Origin of the sequence: uncultured Fretibacterium sp. (assembly GCF_938040765.1) — a bacterium.
Taxonomy (GTDB): Bacteria; Synergistota; Synergistia; order Synergistales; family Aminobacteriaceae; genus CAJPSE01.
Genome location: NZ_CALIAA010000319.1, coordinates 1 through 17,311, shown reverse-complemented (window position 1 = coordinate 17,311; position 17,311 = coordinate 1). Strand labels below are relative to the sequence as shown.

Genomic DNA, 17,311 nt, shown 5'->3' with positions numbered 1-17,311 from the left:
TTCCATAAACCAACCGGCAGAGAGCGGATGAAATTTAGCCTGTAACCCCTCCCGTAGACAATAGAGCCCGTCAAGCAAAAGCCTGAAATCATCAGCATCAAAGCTATGACCTTTCTTTGTGCCTTGTTTGACGAGAGGAGGGGAACGTGTTAAAATTCCCCTCGTTCCTTACGTGGTGCGGAGCGGGGGTATGATGTCTCCCGACTCGGGAGCCGGAAAGGAATCTTTCGGGGCGTAGCGCAGCCTGGTTAGCGCGCTTGGTTCGGGACCAAGAGGTCGGAGGTTCAAATCCTCTCGCCCCGACCATCGAGAGAAAAAGGAGGCTCGGGGCTCGTTCCCCGGGCCTCCTTTCGCAAGGCCGCATTTTCTGCAGAAAGAGAGGAGGGAGGATCGTGACGGGGAAAAAACCCTCTTCGCGAAACGGGAGACTGCGGGAGAGCTCCGCCGGGACCGGTGGGGGCCATGCCGCCTTTCTGCCCGTCTCCCGCGGGGATATGGAGTCCCGGGGTTGGGAGGAACTGGATTTCCTCTTCGTCAGCGGGGACGCCTACGTCGACCACCCCTCCTTCGCCGCCGCCCTGATCTGCCGGCTCCTGGAGCACGAAGGCTACAGGGTCGGCATCGCAGCACAGCCGGACTGGCGCGGAGACGACGACTTCACCGCAATGGGGCGTCCCCGGCTCGGGGTACTTGTGGGGGCCGGCAACCTGGATTCGATGCTGGGCAAATTGACGGCGTCCAAGAAGGTACGGAGCACGGACGCCTATTCGCCCGGCGGGCGCAGGGGGCTGCGCCCCGACCGCGCCACCCTGGTCTACTGTCAGCGGATACGCCGCCTCTGGGGAGACATCCCCCTGATCGTCGGCGGCGTCGAGGCCAGCCTGCGCCGATTCGTCCATTACGACTACTGGTCGGACGCCCTGAGGCGTTCGATCCTGATCGACAGCCAGGCGGACCTGCTGGTCTACGGGATGGGCGAGCGGCAGATTCTGGAGATCGCCGGGGCTTTGTCCGACGGCGTCCCGGTCGATGCGATACGGAACGTGAAGGGCACCTGTTATGCCGCAGGGCCGGACGGCCTGCCGGAGGCGTTCGTCGAGCTGCCCTCCTGGAAGGAGATATCGGCGAGCAAGAGCTGCTTTGCGGAGGCCTACCGGATATCCTCCCTGGAACAGGACCCGATCAAGGGACGGCCCCTTGTCCAGCACCATGAGAAAAAGGCGCTGGTTCAGCTTCCTCCCGCTCTTCCCCTCTCGGAAAAAGAGATGGATGCCGTCTACGATCTCCCTTACAGGCGGACCTGGCATCCGATGTACGACGCCGACGGCGGGGTCCCCGCGCTTGCCGAGGTACAATTCAGCGTGACCAGCCATCGGGGGTGTTTCGGGAGCTGCTCGTTCTGCGCCATTCATGCCCACCAGGGACGAATCATCCAGGCGCGGAGCCACACGTCGATTTTGCGTGAGGTCCGGCTGCTGACGCGCCTGCCCGGGTTCAAGGGGTATATCCACGATATAGGGGGGCCGACGGCGAACTTCCGGCATCCCTCGTGCTCCCATCAGATGACGCGGGGCGCGTGCAGGGGAAGGGAGTGTCTTTTCCCAACCCCTTGCAGGAACCTGGACGCCAGCCACGCAGACTACCTCGAACTTCTGAGAAAGTGCCGGGCCGTCCCCGGGGTAAAGAAGGTATTCGTACGGTCCGGGCTGCGCTACGATTATCTTCTGCTGGCCGGGGCGGACGGGCGGAGGTTCCTGGAGGAGCTGTGCGAACATCATGTCAGCGGCCAGCTCAAGGTGGCCCCGGAACATGCCTCGCCCACGGTCCTGAGGTACATGAGGAAGGGCGACGCGGGAGAGTATCGAAAGTTCATGGCCCTCTACGAGGCTGTGAACAGACGCCTGGGAAAAAAGCAGTATCTCGTCCCCTACTTCATGACCTCGCATCCCGGTTCGGGGCTTCCGGAAGCGGTGGAGCTGGCGGAGTTCGCCGCAGAGCTCGATTTCTGTCCGGAGCAGGCCCAGGACTTCATCCCGACCCCCGGCAGCCTGTCGACCTGTATGTACTACACGGGCATGGACCCCTTCACGCGGGAGCCCGTCTTCGTGCCCCGCTCCGCCGGAGAACGGCGCGACCAGCGGGCGCTGCTTCAGCACCGCATGCCCCAAAACAGGGAACGGGTCCTGGAGGCCCTGAGGAAGGCCGGCAGGATGGACTGCGTCAAGGCCCTCTTTCCAGATGGGACGATGGGGAAGGCCGCCCACGGGCCCCGGCAGGAACGCCCGAAACGCGGAGAAGCGGCGCCAGCTCGACGGCGACCACGGAGGAGAAGATCAGGAGACAGCCAACCGCCATTCTGAACGTGAAGGCCTCACCCAGAAGGAAGATGCCGCCAAGCAGCCCAAACAAGGACTCGAGCCCGAGCAGGAGAGCGGCATGGCTGGGCAGGGTGAACTTCTGCGCGCAGTTCTGGATCAGGAAACAGGCAAACGTCGCAAAAAAGGTGGCGAAGCCGACCTCGATGAGCCCTCGGGTGCCCTGCCATACGAGGGGATCGTGGGAGACGAGCCCCACAAGCGCCGACAGGGCGGCGGTTACCAGGAACTGAACGAAGGTGAGCACGATGGGATCCCCGCGGGCAGCATAGTGCCCGATGGAGATGATCTGTCCCGCGAACATGAACGTCGAGGCGATGGTCAGAATATCCCCGCGGTTTATCGGCCCGGAGAGGTCCGACGTCAGGAACCCCATGCCGATGAAACAGACCAGGGCCGCCGCCAGGGTGAGCCAGCCGGGGAAGAGCCTTCGCAGGCCCCACAGGAGCAGGGGCACGAGGACCACATACCCCGCGGTCAGGAAGGCCTGTCTGCCCGCCGCGGTGTAGTTCAGGCCGAGGGTCTGGAGCCCCATGCCCAGGAAGAGAAACAGGCCGATGACGGCGCCTCCGAGGAGGTCCCCGCCGGAGGCCCTCCGTATGCGTTTGGGGAAGAAAAACAACATCAAGAGCGTTCCGCCTCCGAATCGCAGGAAGAGCAGCCACCACGTGGGGTAGACGGAGAGCCCGGATTTCATGGCGACGAAGCCGAGCCCCCACAGAAAGGCGCAGGCCAACAAGGCCGCATCGGCAAGCCACATCCGGATTCCGAAGGCCATGCGGACGGAGGAACGGAGCGCGGGCTCGGAAACGACGGTCTGAACATCGGCGGAAGTACGGGAGAATTCGTGGTCCATGCGGGGCCTCACCTTTCCTGCAGTCAGTATGAATCGTTCGTCGGGCAGGAGGGAGCGGCGGAGAAAGAGACGCCCTCTACACCCCTTCGACCGTAGACTATAATATCGGGATGTCGGACCGTTTCCATCGGGAAGGATCCGTATTTCTCTCTTGGCTCCGGGCCGTTTTTTCCGGAGAATGAGGTAGAATATTCAAGGTTGTACCAACGAGTCCTTGTCAGGTGAGGTGGAGGCTCTTGAACGATATGGCCGAGCGCATCGGTATCTATGCGGCAAGTCGAATTTCCGCGCTACTCCCCGAGCTGATCTTCCGGGAGCAGCGCGGAGGAGATACGGGCCTGAACGCCCATCTGGAGATCGCGGAGGCGTATCCCAAAATGGGCAAGGTCGTCGGGCTCCAGGTCCGCTCCGAGGAGGGCGGCTCCCTCGAACGCACGGCCCGGGGCTACGTCTGCCGCGGGGAGATGTCTCATGTCGCCTATTGGCTCCAGCACTCCCTTCCCGTGCTTGTGATGGTCTATGACGCTCAGCGCGATCGGATCCACTGGGAGTCCGTCTCGCCGGAGACGATCGAGATATCGGGGCAGAACTGGGAGCTTCTGGTGCCGTACGATCAGGTCTACGGTCCGGACTCCGTGGGGGCGATCGTCGATCTGCCCTGTTACAGCCCCTACTTGGCGCGCCTCGCCCTGGACCGTCCCTGGATGGAGATCATCGGGGGCGGAGGCGGTATTCTGCTGGAGATGGACGAATGGATCAATCGGCCCACGGCCAAGGGGAGCCTTCGGCTTTGTGTGCTGCAGGAGAATGGGGGGCGGGAGGCCGTCTTTGAATGGCCCTTCCAGACCGATGCCGACATGCCCCATATCTTTCGTCTCCCCTCCCTTTTCCCGTGGGCCCTCATCGAGGTGGACGGGGCCTTTTACCGCGAGAAGGGCGCGGAGCCGTCCGGGGCGTTGTTCCCCTGGACCGTGGAGGCCGGGGAGATCGCCCGTTTCCAGCTTCGCCTCTCCCTGAACGATCTTGGGCGCTCCTTCCTGACGACGGAGCGCTTTCTGAGGCGGGGAGAGTTCCCCGAGGGGAATGCGGGCGGGGAGTTCGGAGAGGATTATCGAAGGGGAATCAAGTTTCAGATCTATGACGCGAGAGACGACTGAACCGACTTATCGGCAATGTCTTACCCGCCCCGCGGAGGGTTGAGTTATGGAAGAACGGACACAGGGCACCGAGACAAAAATCCGGAGGGACATCCCGCTTGAGGAATTGTCCAATTTTTGTTCCGGTGTGGCCGAGGTGGCCGACGACATCATAGGGGAGTCCGGGGGAATCCTCCTCCCGAGGGGGACCCCTTTGTCGTCTTTGGCCTCCTCGATCGACAGGGTCGAGGCGAAACTGCGCCGCTCCAACATCCGTGCCATACCGGTCGTTCTGCCCGGAACCTCCGATTTGCAGAACCTCGAGGACTATCTGAAAGCGGCGGATCCCGCGGTCATGCCGCTGGAGCCGGAACTGGCGCGTCAGACGGTCTCGCAGGTGGAGGATGTATTCAGCCGCATCAAAGAGGGGGAGTGCACGACCGAGGACGTCCAGAACCTCGCGGAGCAGGGGCGCACCCTTGCCCGGAGGATCTCGGGGGCCCCTCAACTGATGTTCTGTCTGGGGCAGGTCCGGAACTGGGATGAATACACGAGCGTCCATTCCCTGAACGTCGCCCTCCTTTCGAGTTTTCTGGCGGAGCGCCTTTTCCCGGGCAGAACCGAATTGGCGGAGTTTATGGCTATCGGCGGCATCCTGCACGACCTCGGGAAGGCAAGGGTCCCCCTCGAGGTGTTGAACAAACCGGGCAAGCTCACGGACGGCGAGTTCGCCGTCATGAAGAGACATCCGGAACTGGGCGAGGAGCTCGCGGTTTCCAACGGAATCACGGACCGCCGTTCCCTCGAGGTCATCCGGGGACATCACGAACGCTACAACGGCGGCGGATATCCGGACAACCTGAATGGGACGGCGATCTCGAACGAGGCGCGGATCGCGGCGGTGGCGGACGTCTTCGACGCCCTGACCGCCAAGAGGGTCTACAAGAACCCCATGCCGAGCCGGGAGGCCATGTCCGTCATGACCGGCGCGATGTCGGCACACTTCGATCCTGACGTGATGAGGGTTTTGCTTCTATCCGTAGGGATATATCCTTCAGGCTCCCTGGTGGAGCTCTCCGACGGCAGCGTCGGTACGGTCGTGGGGGCTTATGGAAAGGACCTGGTGCGTCCCAAGGTGGCGATCACCCTGGACCGGTTCGGCAACAGACTGACGGAGAAAAAACTCATAGACCTTTCCGAGGAGCGGGAGCTGTTTGTCAAGCGTTCGCTCCGATCCGACGATAAAGATAAACTGGCTTTTTGAGCGTCATCGGGACGTAAAACTTCCGCCGTTGCGTTCCTTCGAGGGGTGTGCTCGCAATGGCGTTTTGCGTCCCGTTCGACCGTTTTCAGACAGGTTGTGCCGTGTTCTGTGTGAATATCGAGGGGGTGTGTTGTCGTTGGCCGAAAAAAAACAGTTCAGGGTGGGGGTCAACATCGCATGGTGCAAGGGATGTTCCCTGTGCGTCGGAGTCTGCCCGAAATCCGTGCTGGAGCTGAGCGACCGTCTGAAATCGACGCCGGTTCGGGAACACGATTGCATTGGCTGCCGTCAGTGCGAAAATATCTGTCCGGACCTTGCGATAACGATTACGGAAAAGGAGAAAGAGGGGGATGCGGATGCCTGAGTTCGCTTTCTGGCAGGGTAATACCGCTCTGGCGCACGGCGCCCTTTTGGCGGGCTGCAACTTCTTCGGAGGGTATCCGATCACCCCTTCCACGGAGATCGCGGAGGTCATGGCCGAGGAGCTTCCCAAGAGGGGGGGGCACTTCATCCAGATGGAGGACGAGATTGCGGGAATCGCCTCCGCTATCGGCGCCTCCATCGCCGGGGCCAAGGCGCTGACGGCGACCTCCGGTCCCGGTTTCTCCCTGAAACAGGAGAACCTTGGCCTCGCCTACATCGCGGAGATCCCCATCGTGGTCGTGGACGTCATGCGGGGAGGGCCCTCGACGGGTACGCCAACCAAGACGGCTCAGCAGGACGTCATGCAGGCGCGATGGGGGACCCACGGCGACCATGCGACGATCTGTTATTCTCCATCGTCGGTGCAGGAGTGCTATGACCTTGCCGTCAAGGCATTCAACATGGCGGAGCGATTTCGCCAGCCCGTATTGATCCTGAGCGACGAGGTCGTGGGCCACATGAGGGAAAAGGTCACGAAGAGGGATCCCTCGTCCGTCAAGCTGGAGAACCGGCCGCGCCCATCGGTCCCGCCCGAGAAATTCACCCCCTACGAGCCGAACCCCGTGACGGGAGTTCCGGCCATGGCTTCCTTCGGAGACGGCTACTCCTGGCACGTCACGGGGCTGACGACCAACGACTGGGGGTTCCCGACGAACAATCCGCCGGAGATCGAAAGGAAGATACTGCGCCTGATGAGCAAGGTGGAACGGGTCAGGTCCCAGGTCGTGGAATACGAATCCGAGTTCATGGACGGGGCGGGCATCGTCGTGGTGGCCTACGGAAGCGTCGGCCGCTCCGCCCTGCGCGCCGTCCGGGACGCACGCAGGAAGGGGATTCCCGTCGGATTCTTTCGCCCGATAACACTTTGGCCCTTTCCGGATGCGGAACTGGCCAAAATGGCCCTTGGAGCGAGGACGATCATCGTCCCCGAGCTCAACTGCGGTCAGATGGTCCTCGAGGTGGAGCGCCTGTTCCGCGGCAGAAGCGAAGTTCTGCCCCTGAACCTCGTGAACGGCGAGCTTTTCAAGCCGTCCGAGATTGCCCGTAAGATCGAGGAGGTGGCCTGACATGCCGAGTGCAGAGGTCCTCAGCTGGGTTCGGACGCGGTTCATGCCCCATATCTGGTGTCCGGGGTGCGGGCACGGCATCATCATGCACGCCCTGATCCGGGCGCTTGTCGCGCTCAAGAAGGAGAAGTCCAACACGGTGCTGGCCTCGGGGATCGGCTGTTCCAGCCGCATGGCGGGCTACATCAACGCCTGCACGCTTCACTCCACCCACGGACGCTCCCTGGCGTTCGCGACGGGGATCAAGCTGCACCGCCCGGAACTCACCGTGGTGGACGTGATGGGGGACGGCGACTGCACGGCCATCGGGGGAAACCATTTCATCCATGCCTGCCGGCGCAACATCGACATCACCGCCATCGTCATGAACAACAACATTTACGGCATGACCGGCGGGCAGGCCAGCCCGACGACGCCCTTCGGCGCCTGGGCCTCGACGACGCCCTTCGGCGCCATCGATCCGGCCTTCGACATCTGCAGGCTGGCGGAGGGGGCAGGCGCCTCCTACGTGGCTCGTACGACCATCGCCAATCCCCGCCAGGCCGAGACGTACATCACGAACGGGATCAGGAAGAAGGGGTTCTCGGTCATCGAGGTGGTGACCCACTGCCATACCCAGTTCGGCCGCAAGAACAACCGCAGGCTTCCCATCGAGAACTACAATTTCTTCAAGGAGGCCTCCATCCCCCTCGCCAAGGCCCGGACGATGAGCCCCGAGGAGCTGGAGGGCAGGATCGTCTGCGGTGAATTCGTCAACAAGGACGTCCCGGAGTATACGGAACAGTACCGGAAGTTGGTCATCGACAAGGTGAGGGGGTAGAGGGGATATGGCGGCGGAGAGGTTTGAAATTCGCATCGCCGGATCCGGCGGACAGGGGGTCATTCTGGCCACGGAACTGATCGGCCAGGCCATTACGTACTACGAACCGGAGCTTTACGTCGTCCAGTCTCAGGCCTACGGTCCCGAGGCGAGGGGCGGAAAGTCCAAGGCCGAGGTCGTCATATCGTCCGAGCCCATCGACTACCCCAAGGTGATTGCCCCCAGCCTCCAGGTCATCCTGACCCAGGCTGCCGCGGACGAGTTCGCGACCGATACCAAGCCCGGGGGACGGATCGTGTACGACGATTTCTTCGTCACGGACCTTCCGGGCGTGCGCACGGGGGAATACGGCGGCGGCAGCGTCGAGAGCACCCAGGCTCGTATCGACGCCCGCATCTACGTGTTGCCCATCGTCAGGACGGCCCGGGAGAAGCTGGGACGGGAGATCGTCACGAACATGGTGGCCCTGGGCTGCGTCGGGCGGATCCTGGAGCTGGAAAAGATCGCCTCCCCCGATTCCCTGCGCAAGGTGATCGCGGCGCATTTTCCCGTGCAGAAGATCGCGGACCTCAACCTCCAAGCATTCGACGCCGGGTACGAGGTCCTGAAGCAGATGCCTCTGCCCGATTGATTTTTTACTTCCAAGACCCCAGGGTTTCGACAAGGGGAGCCGAGAACGAACGAACAAGACGGGCGCCTTTTCGGCGCCCGTCTTGTTCGTTCGTACAAAGATGTCCGGAATCGAGTCCGCCGACGATCACTCGATGACGAGCGGGGCCGGCGTCTCGCCGATAAAGCGTATCTCGGGGTCGTACATTCCCTCGGCCGAGATGGGCGGCATGGCGAAGGTCCCCTTCGTCACCGCCCGAACCCGGAAGCGATACGTCGCCGCCTCCGAGATCTGGTCGGCGAAGAGCAGCAGGCGATCGTCTCTGACGTCGCTGCGGAACAGGCTTGCCTCCTCGCCCTCGTCCGAGAGCCTCGGGTTCTCGATTTCCAGCCCTGCGGGGAGCAGGCAGGAGAGGGCCAGATTGCTTACGGGAAGGGAAGGCACGAGGGTCAGGACAACCTGGATCCTCATCCCCTGAGGCACGGGCCTGGATGGGTCGAGCTTGTTTCCCTTCTCGTCGAGCCAGGTACTGGTGACCTTCAACCCCCGGCTCTCGGGCTCGGGCCGATCGACGGGATATCCGAGAAGCGTCCAGCTGTAGTAGCCGCTGCCCGTCCCATTGACGGAAAGCACGAGACCGGACTCCGGCAGATCGGACACGGCGGCCGAGGCGGAGCTTCCGCTCCGGAACTGGAGCAGCTCCTTCTTTTCCGCATCGAGCAAGGAGCCTTCGAGCTGGGCCTTCTCGGTCCCGACCTTCAGGCTGTATCGGCCAAGCGCCATCAGGACCGCGGCATTGTCCTGCGTGCTGTACCAGCGATTTTCCTCTCCCGCCTTCAGAAGCCGCGCCGCCAGCTGCACCGCCTCCGAGGCACCGGGCTCGACCTCCATCCAGAGCGAGAGCAGCTGAGCGTCGTTGCGGACGTCGGACTCGAGAGTCCTGTAGCGGGACTCGGCCGGAGCCGAACCGCCCTTGAGCCCCAGAGCGCGCAGCGCGTCCGGCCGGCCCTCGGTCAGGGCTGCAGCCCCGGCGAGCCAGATAGCGCCGGACGGCCACATGTTCGTCTGATTCTCCTTCAGGTACTCGATCCAACCGAGCGGCTTTTCTCCGCTGAGCGCAAGGACGTAGGTTCCGTAAGCCTTCGTGGTGAAGTCGTCCTTCTCCGCGGACGGGTACCGGTTGTCGGGCAGGGACGCCAGGTACTCCTTCAGCCAGTTCATCGCTCCCCGAAGCATCTCCTCGGGATAGGGCACCCCCGCCTTGCGGGCCTCCACCAGGAAGTGCGTTGCGTAGACGCTGCCCCACGCGTAGGTGGACGTGCCGCCGGGCCACATCGTAAAGGACCCGTCGTAGAGCTGCATGGACTGTATCCGCGCTATCGCCGAATCGGTCTTGTCCTTCGCCGCGCGGCTGTCGACCAGGAGCGGATCGACCTTCGCCACGGCCTCCGGCAGGACCAGGAAGGGCCATGCGCTGGAGAGGGTCTGCTCCAGGCAGCCGTAGGGATAGTTCAGCAGGTAGGTGACGGCCCGGGTCAGGTCCACGGCCGGGGAGTCCGACAGGGTCAGGCTGCCCAGCAGGTCGCCGGCAAAGTCCTTTCTCGGGATGTCGATGCGCGTCTCCCCCGCCTTGAAGGTCCCGGACCCCGACCTCGAGACGATGGGCCAGGGCGAACGGACGGGCAGCTCGATCTCCTGATCGAAGCTCTTCTCCGCTCCTTCCTCGGTCCAGGAGGTCCGCACGGTCCACGTCGCGGTGCCGGGTTCGAGCGCCTTCACGGTCGTCCCCCACCTGGCGGACTCCTTTGGCCCTATCGACAACGTCGTCGCGGATTCATCGGGTTTCAGGCCGCCTTGCACGAGGATCTCGACCTTGACGTCGCGGCTCTCCTCCGAGGTGTTGAACACGGTCACGGGGGCGTTGAAGGCGTCGCCGGGGGCGGCGAAGCGCGGCAGGTCCGCCTCCGTCACCACGCTGCGGGCGATTTGGACCGCCTGCTCCGCCATCCCGAACCGATTGCCCGAGGCCGCGACGGCGAAGAGCTTTCCACGCCCGCTGAACTCCGGCAGCACGAGTTCCGTCCTCACGACGCCCGACTCGTCCGCCGAGAGGACTCCCTGGAAGAGGGAGAGGATCTTGAAGCGCTGCGCGGTATCGGACCCCGCGAGGGCGGCTACGGCCGCTCCGCCTGCGGGATGCAGGAGCTCGGTGCCGCGGGATTCCACGGGGATGAGCAGGTCGTAGAGGTCGTACCCCTGAGAGCCGAGTTCCTTGAGCCCCCAGAAATGATTCAGGAGGTCCGGCGTTTTGTAGCCCGTCAGACCAAGGACGGCGTCGTCGACCAGCGCCAACGAGACCTCGGCCTTGGCCGGCTTCCCCTCCGCATCCCTGAGGGTCAGCGTCACCGGGAACGCCGTTGCGGGCTCGGTTTTCTCCTTGGCCTCCATGGAGATGTCCAGACGATAGGCCGAGAGGTCCGTCTTCAGGCGCACGGCGCCGACGGCACGGTGGGCGCCCCAGGCCTCCTCCTCGGCGACCGGGCGAATGAGCCATGCGGTGCACCAGGCGTTCGGGACCATCTCCGCGGTCACGGGAACCTCGACGACGGTCTCGGCCTTATCGACCTTCACGACATTGCGGGAGATCAACCCGGCCCCCTCCACGCTGAACAGCAGGAGCCCCTCGAAGGGTGAGCGCAGCGTCACTTTCGCCGTGTCCCCGACCTTGTAGAACTCCCTGTCCGTCTCGACCTCGACGCGGTCGAGCAGCTGAGAGCCGCCGCGGTCGGCATACGCGGGATCGTCCGCGTAGAATCGATACGAGGCCCGTGCCTTCTCATCCCCGTCGGAGACGCGAATCAGATAGGTTCCCCAATGATCCGGCTTGAACGATACCGTCCCCAGGCCATCCTTGAGGGTGAGGGACTTCCTTGCGACCTCGGACAGCTCCTCGGTGCTCTGCCAGCGCGTATGGCCGTCCAGCGTCACCATGTTGTAGTTCCAGGTCACGCGATAGAGCACCGCGTTCAGCTCGCCGGGATCCGCCGGGTCCTCCTTGGGGTCGATGGCCGCCACCTTGAAGTCCAGATCCTTCTTGACGGCCAATTTCCCCTCGGGCGCCGCAATCCCCAGAAGCCACGGAGTGGGGTAGTAGGGAAGGGTCAGCGACTTGGAGACCCACCGCCCGCCGTCCTCCTGCACCTCGGCCCTCAAGGTCAAAGCGATGATCGAGGGCGCCGACCAATCGGCGTCAAGGCTCAGACTGAATTCCGCCTTTCCGGATTCGTCGAGCTTCGCCTCGTCGAACTCTCCGTCGCCGGCCGAGAAGGCCCGCGAGGAGTCCCCGAAGACATACCCCTTCCACCGGTCCTGAACGGGCGCGAAGTCGGAGGCCCTGGTCGTCCAGTAGGCCTTTGCCGGCAGCCCCGCGCCGTCCACCCCAAAGAGGTAGCGCGCGTAGACGTCCATCTTCACGGTGTCCTCGTGGAGCAGAAACTTGGATTCCGTCTCGGCCTTCACCTCAATGCGCGGAGGGGCGAAATCCTCCACGTGGAAGTTCATCCTGGCCAGCGGATCGTCCTCCTTCCCGGGGACGACGAGGGAGAGCGTCCAGGCCCCGGTCAGGGCGTTCGAGGGGAGGGAGAGCGTGAAGGGCGCGCCGCCTTCGTCGTCGAGGAGCACCGTCTCCTGACGGACCTTGCGTCCCAGGGGATCGCGGGCGACGAAGAGGACGGGGAACGCCTTGGGGGTCGTGACGTCGCTGTTGCGCACCACGGCCTTGAACGGGGCCTCCTCACCGGTTCGGTAGATGTCCCGGGGGGAGAAGAGGGCCGCGTCGTAACCGGACCTCAGCCAGGGGCGTCCGGCCGTGTCGAAAGTTTCCTGGGAGAGCAGCCCCCTCGTCAGGCGAACGAAGGTGATGTCCTCGCCGCGGGTGACGACGGCCAGCTTGGGGGTCTCGTTCTCGCTCGTGCTCCAGGGCTCCTGCCTCTGAATCACGAGAAGCCCGTCCTTGTCGGTCTTTCCCTCGGCCAGGACCTGATTGGCCCCGCTGTAGACACGCACCTCGGCGCCCTCGACGGGCTGGACCGAGGAGAGCGTGTTGGCCCAGAGCAGCATTCCGTCCTCCCAGACTCGCGCCACGAGCCCCAGGTCGCTCAGGTTGACGATCTGAGTCTCCTCGTCCCAATATTCCCCATCGGGGTCGCGGACGGAGAGCAGGAACAAGCCCCGTTTGCCCCCGCCGATCTCCTCCAGGGAGAGGGCGCGGCGCACCTTTTCATTCAGGGGAAGCGAGAGGTCGAACTCGCTGCTGTGGACCCTTTTGGCCAGATCCCTCTGGAACGAGTCGTAATCGCCGCGGATCACGTAGGGAATGTTGTTCTCGTAGAGCCTCCAGAGGTCCACCTGAAGTTTTTTGACGTTGACGAGGTCCAGGGGAACCCTTCCGTCCCCGATAGCCGCGAGGTACACGCCCGGGGCGGGCAGGGAGATCGAGGACTTCAGGTCGGGCATGATGACGGCCTGTTTGAACTCCTCCTCCAGCACGAGCCCGCCTTCCTTCGCGGGGAGCCCCTTGCGGAGGGTGACGACGAAACGGCTGCGCGGCTTGAAGTCCCCGTTTATGCTGAACCTGCCGCCATACTCGTAGGAGAGCGTAAAGGGGACGGACGGCTCGATGGAGATGAAATCCTTGGCCGCCTCGGTGTCCACGGCGAAGCTGCAGTTGACGGCAATCGATTCCTCGTCGGCACCGAGGCTCTCCACGACCAGGACCGGTTTGAGAATCACCGTGGCGGAGTAATCCTCCGCCAGGCCGAGATCCCCGCCCCCGGCGGTCAGGCCGGAGGCCAGCTTGACGGTCAGCTTCAGCGCCTTCGAGACATCCGGAATGCTGAGCTGGGCCCGGATCGTCTTGGACGGAAGCGCTCCGGCCAACGAGAAGGAGAGCTTCTCCTCATTTTCGTTCAGGACGCTCAGAAATCCCTTCAGCCTGACAGGATCCACCGGCATGTTGAACTCCAGGAGCAGGGCGGCCCTTCCGCCGCGTTCCCGCACCGCGCGGACGCCATTCACGGACAGGGAATCCGTCTGGAACCGAAACTCCCCGGTCCCTATCTTCCCCCCCTTGAGGGTCTTCAGGCCCTCGCGGATGGCGGCGACGTAGGAGGTCCCCGCGTCGAGAGGCGCCAGGAGACGGGCCCTGAAGGTACGGGGATTCTGCCACTTTCCCTCCGCCTGGATCGCCGGCGTCACGGTGAAGGGAAAGTCCTCCGGTCCGACCGTCTTGTCGACGTCCCCGGCCGACACCATGACGTCCTTGAAGACGATGCGAAAGGAGACGTTCTCCGAGACCCTCCCCGTGGGGGCGAAACTCTGAACCCCCGCGGGCAGCGCACCTTCTCCCGGAGACGCGCTCCATGAGCATGAGAACAGAACCAACAGCAACAGCAGCCCCAAAATTTTTTTCTGCACCGATGTCCTCCTCCTTAATGATGAATGAGTTCGAAAAGTGACCGGCGACCGGTCTGGCAGGACGTGTCCTCCTTCTTCCGCAAATCGATTATAACTTATGAAGAGGATGAAGGTGGGCGTTCGCGAGGGGTGGTTTTTGGGGGTGGGAAAGAGGTGGGATACGAAATTCGGGGAAAAAACGCGTCCCCTCTTTCGGGCTTCGCGTGTACAATAGCCTGTATCCGCTATGAAGATTGCCGGGACTCCGATCCGTTCGGGGCAAAGCGGGCAGGGGGGAGCGTTCGATGGAGGGGCCGGAGGAAATGGCAGGGATGGGCGACATCAAACAGTTCGTGATCGTGACGGGCATGTCCGGGGCCGGCAAGACGACGGCCCTCAAGGTTCTCGAGGATCTTGGCTTTTTTGCGATCGACAATATCCCTCCCGGTCTTCTGCCGCAGCTCTTCACTCTGTTGACGGGGCACCGCGCCGCCGTCCGGACGGGGGTCGCGGCGACGATCGACATCCGGAACGTCGAGCGGCCGGGCGATTTTCTGAAGGTCGTCGACGACATCCGAAGCGTGATGCCGCGGGTACGGATCATCTTTCTGGATACGTCCGACGATGCCCTGATCCACCGGTTCGAGCAGACCCGGCGCCGTCACCCCCTGGGGGGCGACCTCTCCGTGCAGGAGGGGATCCGAAGGGAGCGCGCCCTTCTGGCCCCCATACGGGACCGGGCCGACGTCGTGATCGACACCTCCCTCATGGACCCCCAGCAGCACCGGCAGCGCCTGCTTCAGGAGTTCCTGGGGGACGTCGAAAACGGGATGTCCCTGATCCTGAGCTCCTTCGGCTTCAAATACGGGGTTCCCCAGGACAGCAACTACGTTCTCGACGTGCGCCTCCTTCCCAACCCCTTCTACGTCCCGGAGCTGAAGCCCCTCACGGGGACGGATCCCGCCGTCCGGGAATACCTCCTGTCCTTTCCCGAAACCGTGGAGTTCCTGGAGCAAAGCGGGCGCTTTCTGGACTTCCTCGTTCCCCGTTACCTGGAGACGGGCAAGATGCAGCTGCACGTCGCCATCGGCTGCACGGGAGGTCAGCATCGTTCGGTTGCCGTCGCGGAGTGGCTTTATCGCCGTTACGAAAAACTGCGTGGCGGGGTCGCCATCATCCACCGGGACAGGGCGCGGGTACAGCCATGGTGATCGAATGGGCACTGAGCTTCGCCCTGGGCTTATTCACGGCGTTCTTCCTCATGGTGGTGTTCGGCATCCGTCCGTTCCGCGGCAGGCGCGTCCGGGCCGAGGACCCGTTCAAGGGGGCCATCGAGCGGCGTCTGTCCTCGGGGCCCTTCATCGTGGCCGTCGGCGGGGGGACGGGGCTCTCCACGCTGCTGAAGGGGATGAAGGCCTTCACCCGCAACATCACGGCGGTCGTGGCCGTGACGGACGAGGGAGGGAGCTCCGGGCGCCTGCGCACCGAATGGGGGGTCCTGCCGCCCGGGGATGTGCGGAACTGCATGGTCGCCCTCGCGGAGAACGACAACTCGCTCAAGCAGCTGCTGGATTTTCGATTCGACCGGGGGGAGCTCGCCGGGCACAGCCTGGGAAATTTGCTGCTTCTGGCCGTCTCGGAGCTCTGCGGCGACTTCAGGGTCGCGGTCGAGCAGATGAATCACCTTCTGGCCATCCGGGGCAGGGTCCTGCCCGTCACCACCGAGCCCATCTCCCTTGCGGGGACGACGAAGGATGGAACGAGGGTACGGGGAGAGCTCGAGATATCGCGAAACGGCCGAAGCATCAAGGAGATCTGGCTCGAGCCCCAGAATGCCCGCCCCCTCGCCGAGGTGCTCCAGGCGGTGGATGGGGCGGAGATGATCCTGCTGGGGCCGGGGAGCCTCTTCACCAGCGTCATCCCCAACCTTCTCCTGCCGGACTTCTCGAGGAGGCTCTGCGCCTCCCCGGCGCCGAAGGTGTACGTCTGCAACCTGATGACCCAGCCCGAGGAGACGGAGGGCATGAACATCCTCCAGCACCTCGAGTGGGTCTCCGCAGCGCTGGGAAAGGTGCCCGAATTCATCGTCGTCAACAGCGAGCCCATACCGGACGACATCGTCGCGGCCTACGGCCGGGACGGGGCGGCGCCGCTCCATCTGAACCGTCATCAGAGGGAGGAACTGCGCCGGCTGGGCTGTACCTGCATCGAGGTCCCCATGGTGCGCATCACGGAGGCGCGGCTCCTGCGTCACGACTCCCAGAAGCTGGCGGCGGTCCTCTTCCGGCTTTATCGGGATCTGGATATCTGACTTGAATTCCCTGGCCGAAGAACTCTGGGACGAATGGATCGTCCATCCCGCCGAGGATCCCCTCCAGGCGGAGGCGGAGTGTGCGGGGCTGCTCTCGGGACTGGCGCCGGGGCACGGCAGGGACCCCCTGCAGATCGGCACCTCACGCCTTTGGGCCGTCCGCCGTCTCTTTCGCCTCTGGCGAAGGACGTCCTGGACCGAACGCTGGAGCCTTGCCGACGCGCTGGCCGTCCCGCAGGACATGAAGGGCCGCGTGCGCATCCGCCTGCCCGACGACCTTCCGGCGATGCTCGAGTCCTACGGTGCGGAACTGCTGGAGGCCGCCTCTCCGACCACTTTGCACTGGTCCTGGCTGCGCGGCTTTTGGGGAGGGTGCGGGGGGCTTTACGTCCCGAGGTCCGGATACTACCTGGTCCTGCGCGTCTCCTCGCCCCCCGCGGCCGCGATCCTGAAGGGGCTCCTGCCGAGGACGCGCATCGTATGGCAAAAGCGCCTGCTTCATGGAACGCACGAGATGATCCTGCGCGATCAGCAGAAGATCGTGACCTTCCTCAGCAAGCTGGGGCTGACGGGGATATCCCTGCGCATGGAGGACATGGCCATCATGCGGTCGATGCGGGACCGGGCCAATCGGATCCGAAACTGCGACACGGCCAATATCAAGAGGACCCTCAAGGTCGCCGAGGAGCAGACGGCGCTGGCCCTCGAAATTCGGGACGCCGGGCTCATCGAGCGGCTTCCCCCGGCCCTGCGCCAGTTGGTCGAGGCCCGCTTGGGAAATCCCGAGGCCTCCCTCGCGGAATTGGGAGAGGGGCTCTCTCCACCGATCACTAAAAGTACGGTAAAATATCGTTGGCAGCGATTGAGCGGTTATGCCGAGACCTTGACGGCAAGCCAGGATGGGATCGAGGCTGAAGGTAAGGAAAAAGGCACGTTGGGAGGGGTCGAAGGTGAAACTGAAAACGTTCGGTCTTGAGGACATAAAGGATAAAAAA

The 17,311-nt window shown here is 63.6% G+C and carries 11 protein-coding genes, 1 tRNA gene and 1 pseudogene; 11 read left to right on the top strand and 2 right to left on the bottom strand.

Annotation, left to right across the window (positions count from 1 at the left end; genetic code table 11):
* Nucleotides 1-228: 228 nt before the first annotated feature.
* Both Q0176_RS11165 and Q0176_RS11160 read left to right on the top strand, forming a co-directional pair.
* Nucleotides 229-306 (top strand) — tRNA-Pro (locus tag Q0176_RS11165).
* Nucleotides 307-392: 86 nt separating this feature from the next.
* Complete coding sequence (locus Q0176_RS11160; RefSeq protein WP_299303012.1) at nucleotides 393-2,360, top strand: YgiQ family radical SAM protein; 1,968 nt, start codon at nucleotides 393-395, stop codon at nucleotides 2,358-2,360.
* 13 nt (nucleotides 2,361-2,373) lie between these two features.
* Here Q0176_RS11160 and Q0176_RS11155 read toward each other — a convergent pair.
* A pseudogene (locus Q0176_RS11155) lies at nucleotides 2,374-3,135 on the bottom strand (DMT family transporter); the annotation flags it as partial.
* A gap of 341 nt (nucleotides 3,136-3,476) precedes the next feature.
* Here Q0176_RS11155 and Q0176_RS11150 point away from each other — a divergent pair.
* From Q0176_RS11150 to Q0176_RS11125, 6 genes are all read left to right on the top strand, one after another.
* The gene (locus Q0176_RS11150; protein ID WP_299303009.1) at nucleotides 3,477-4,388 is read left to right on the top strand and encodes a DUF4365 domain-containing protein; all 912 of its coding nucleotides are present in this window, start codon (nucleotides 3,477-3,479) and stop codon (nucleotides 4,386-4,388) included.
* A 46-nt stretch (nucleotides 4,389-4,434) separates the two neighbouring features.
* Nucleotides 4,435-5,631, top strand: coding sequence for an HD-GYP domain-containing protein (locus Q0176_RS11145; RefSeq protein WP_299303007.1), 1,197 nt, complete (start codon nucleotides 4,435-4,437; stop codon nucleotides 5,629-5,631).
* A 136-nt stretch (nucleotides 5,632-5,767) separates the two neighbouring features.
* Entirely contained in the window at nucleotides 5,768-5,995 is a 228-nt protein-coding gene (locus Q0176_RS11140; protein WP_299303004.1) for a 4Fe-4S dicluster domain-containing protein, read from the top strand.
* Complete coding sequence (locus Q0176_RS11135) at nucleotides 5,988-7,121, top strand: 2-oxoacid:acceptor oxidoreductase subunit alpha (RefSeq protein ID WP_299303001.1); 1,134 nt, start codon at nucleotides 5,988-5,990, stop codon at nucleotides 7,119-7,121. The genes Q0176_RS11140 and Q0176_RS11135 overlap by 8 nt, the downstream gene beginning before the upstream one ends.
* 1 nt (nucleotide 7,122) lies before the next feature.
* Nucleotides 7,123-7,941 (top strand): thiamine pyrophosphate-dependent enzyme, encoded by an 819-nt coding sequence (locus tag Q0176_RS11130; RefSeq protein WP_299302999.1) that lies wholly within the window; start codon nucleotides 7,123-7,125, stop codon nucleotides 7,939-7,941.
* Between the two features lie 7 nt (nucleotides 7,942-7,948).
* Nucleotides 7,949-8,572, top strand: coding sequence for a 2-oxoacid:acceptor oxidoreductase family protein (locus tag Q0176_RS11125; protein ID WP_299302996.1), 624 nt, complete (start codon nucleotides 7,949-7,951; stop codon nucleotides 8,570-8,572).
* A gap of 126 nt (nucleotides 8,573-8,698) precedes the next feature.
* On the opposite strand, the gene Q0176_RS11120 is transcribed toward Q0176_RS11125, so the two are convergent.
* Nucleotides 8,699-14,026, bottom strand: coding sequence for an MG2 domain-containing protein (locus tag Q0176_RS11120; RefSeq protein WP_299302993.1), 5,328 nt, complete (start codon nucleotides 14,024-14,026; stop codon nucleotides 8,699-8,701).
* Between the two features lie 311 nt (nucleotides 14,027-14,337).
* Here Q0176_RS11120 and rapZ point away from each other — a divergent pair, with 311 nt between their 5' ends.
* Genes rapZ through whiA form a run of 3 tightly spaced genes read left to right on the top strand, consistent with a single transcriptional unit; the run spans nucleotide 14,338 to nucleotide 17,292 of the window.
* On the top strand, nucleotides 14,338-15,216 hold the full coding sequence (gene rapZ / locus Q0176_RS11115) for an RNase adapter RapZ (protein ID WP_299302990.1): 879 nt from the start codon (nucleotides 14,338-14,340) through the stop codon (nucleotides 15,214-15,216).
* On the top strand, nucleotides 15,210-16,316 hold the full coding sequence (locus tag Q0176_RS11110; protein ID WP_299302986.1) for a gluconeogenesis factor YvcK family protein: 1,107 nt from the start codon (nucleotides 15,210-15,212) through the stop codon (nucleotides 16,314-16,316). The genes rapZ and Q0176_RS11110 overlap by 7 nt, the downstream gene beginning before the upstream one ends.
* A gap of 1 nt (nucleotide 16,317) precedes the next feature.
* Complete coding sequence (gene whiA / locus Q0176_RS11105; RefSeq protein WP_299302983.1) at nucleotides 16,318-17,292, top strand: DNA-binding protein WhiA; 975 nt, start codon at nucleotides 16,318-16,320, stop codon at nucleotides 17,290-17,292.
* Nucleotides 17,293-17,311 lie beyond the last annotated feature (19 nt).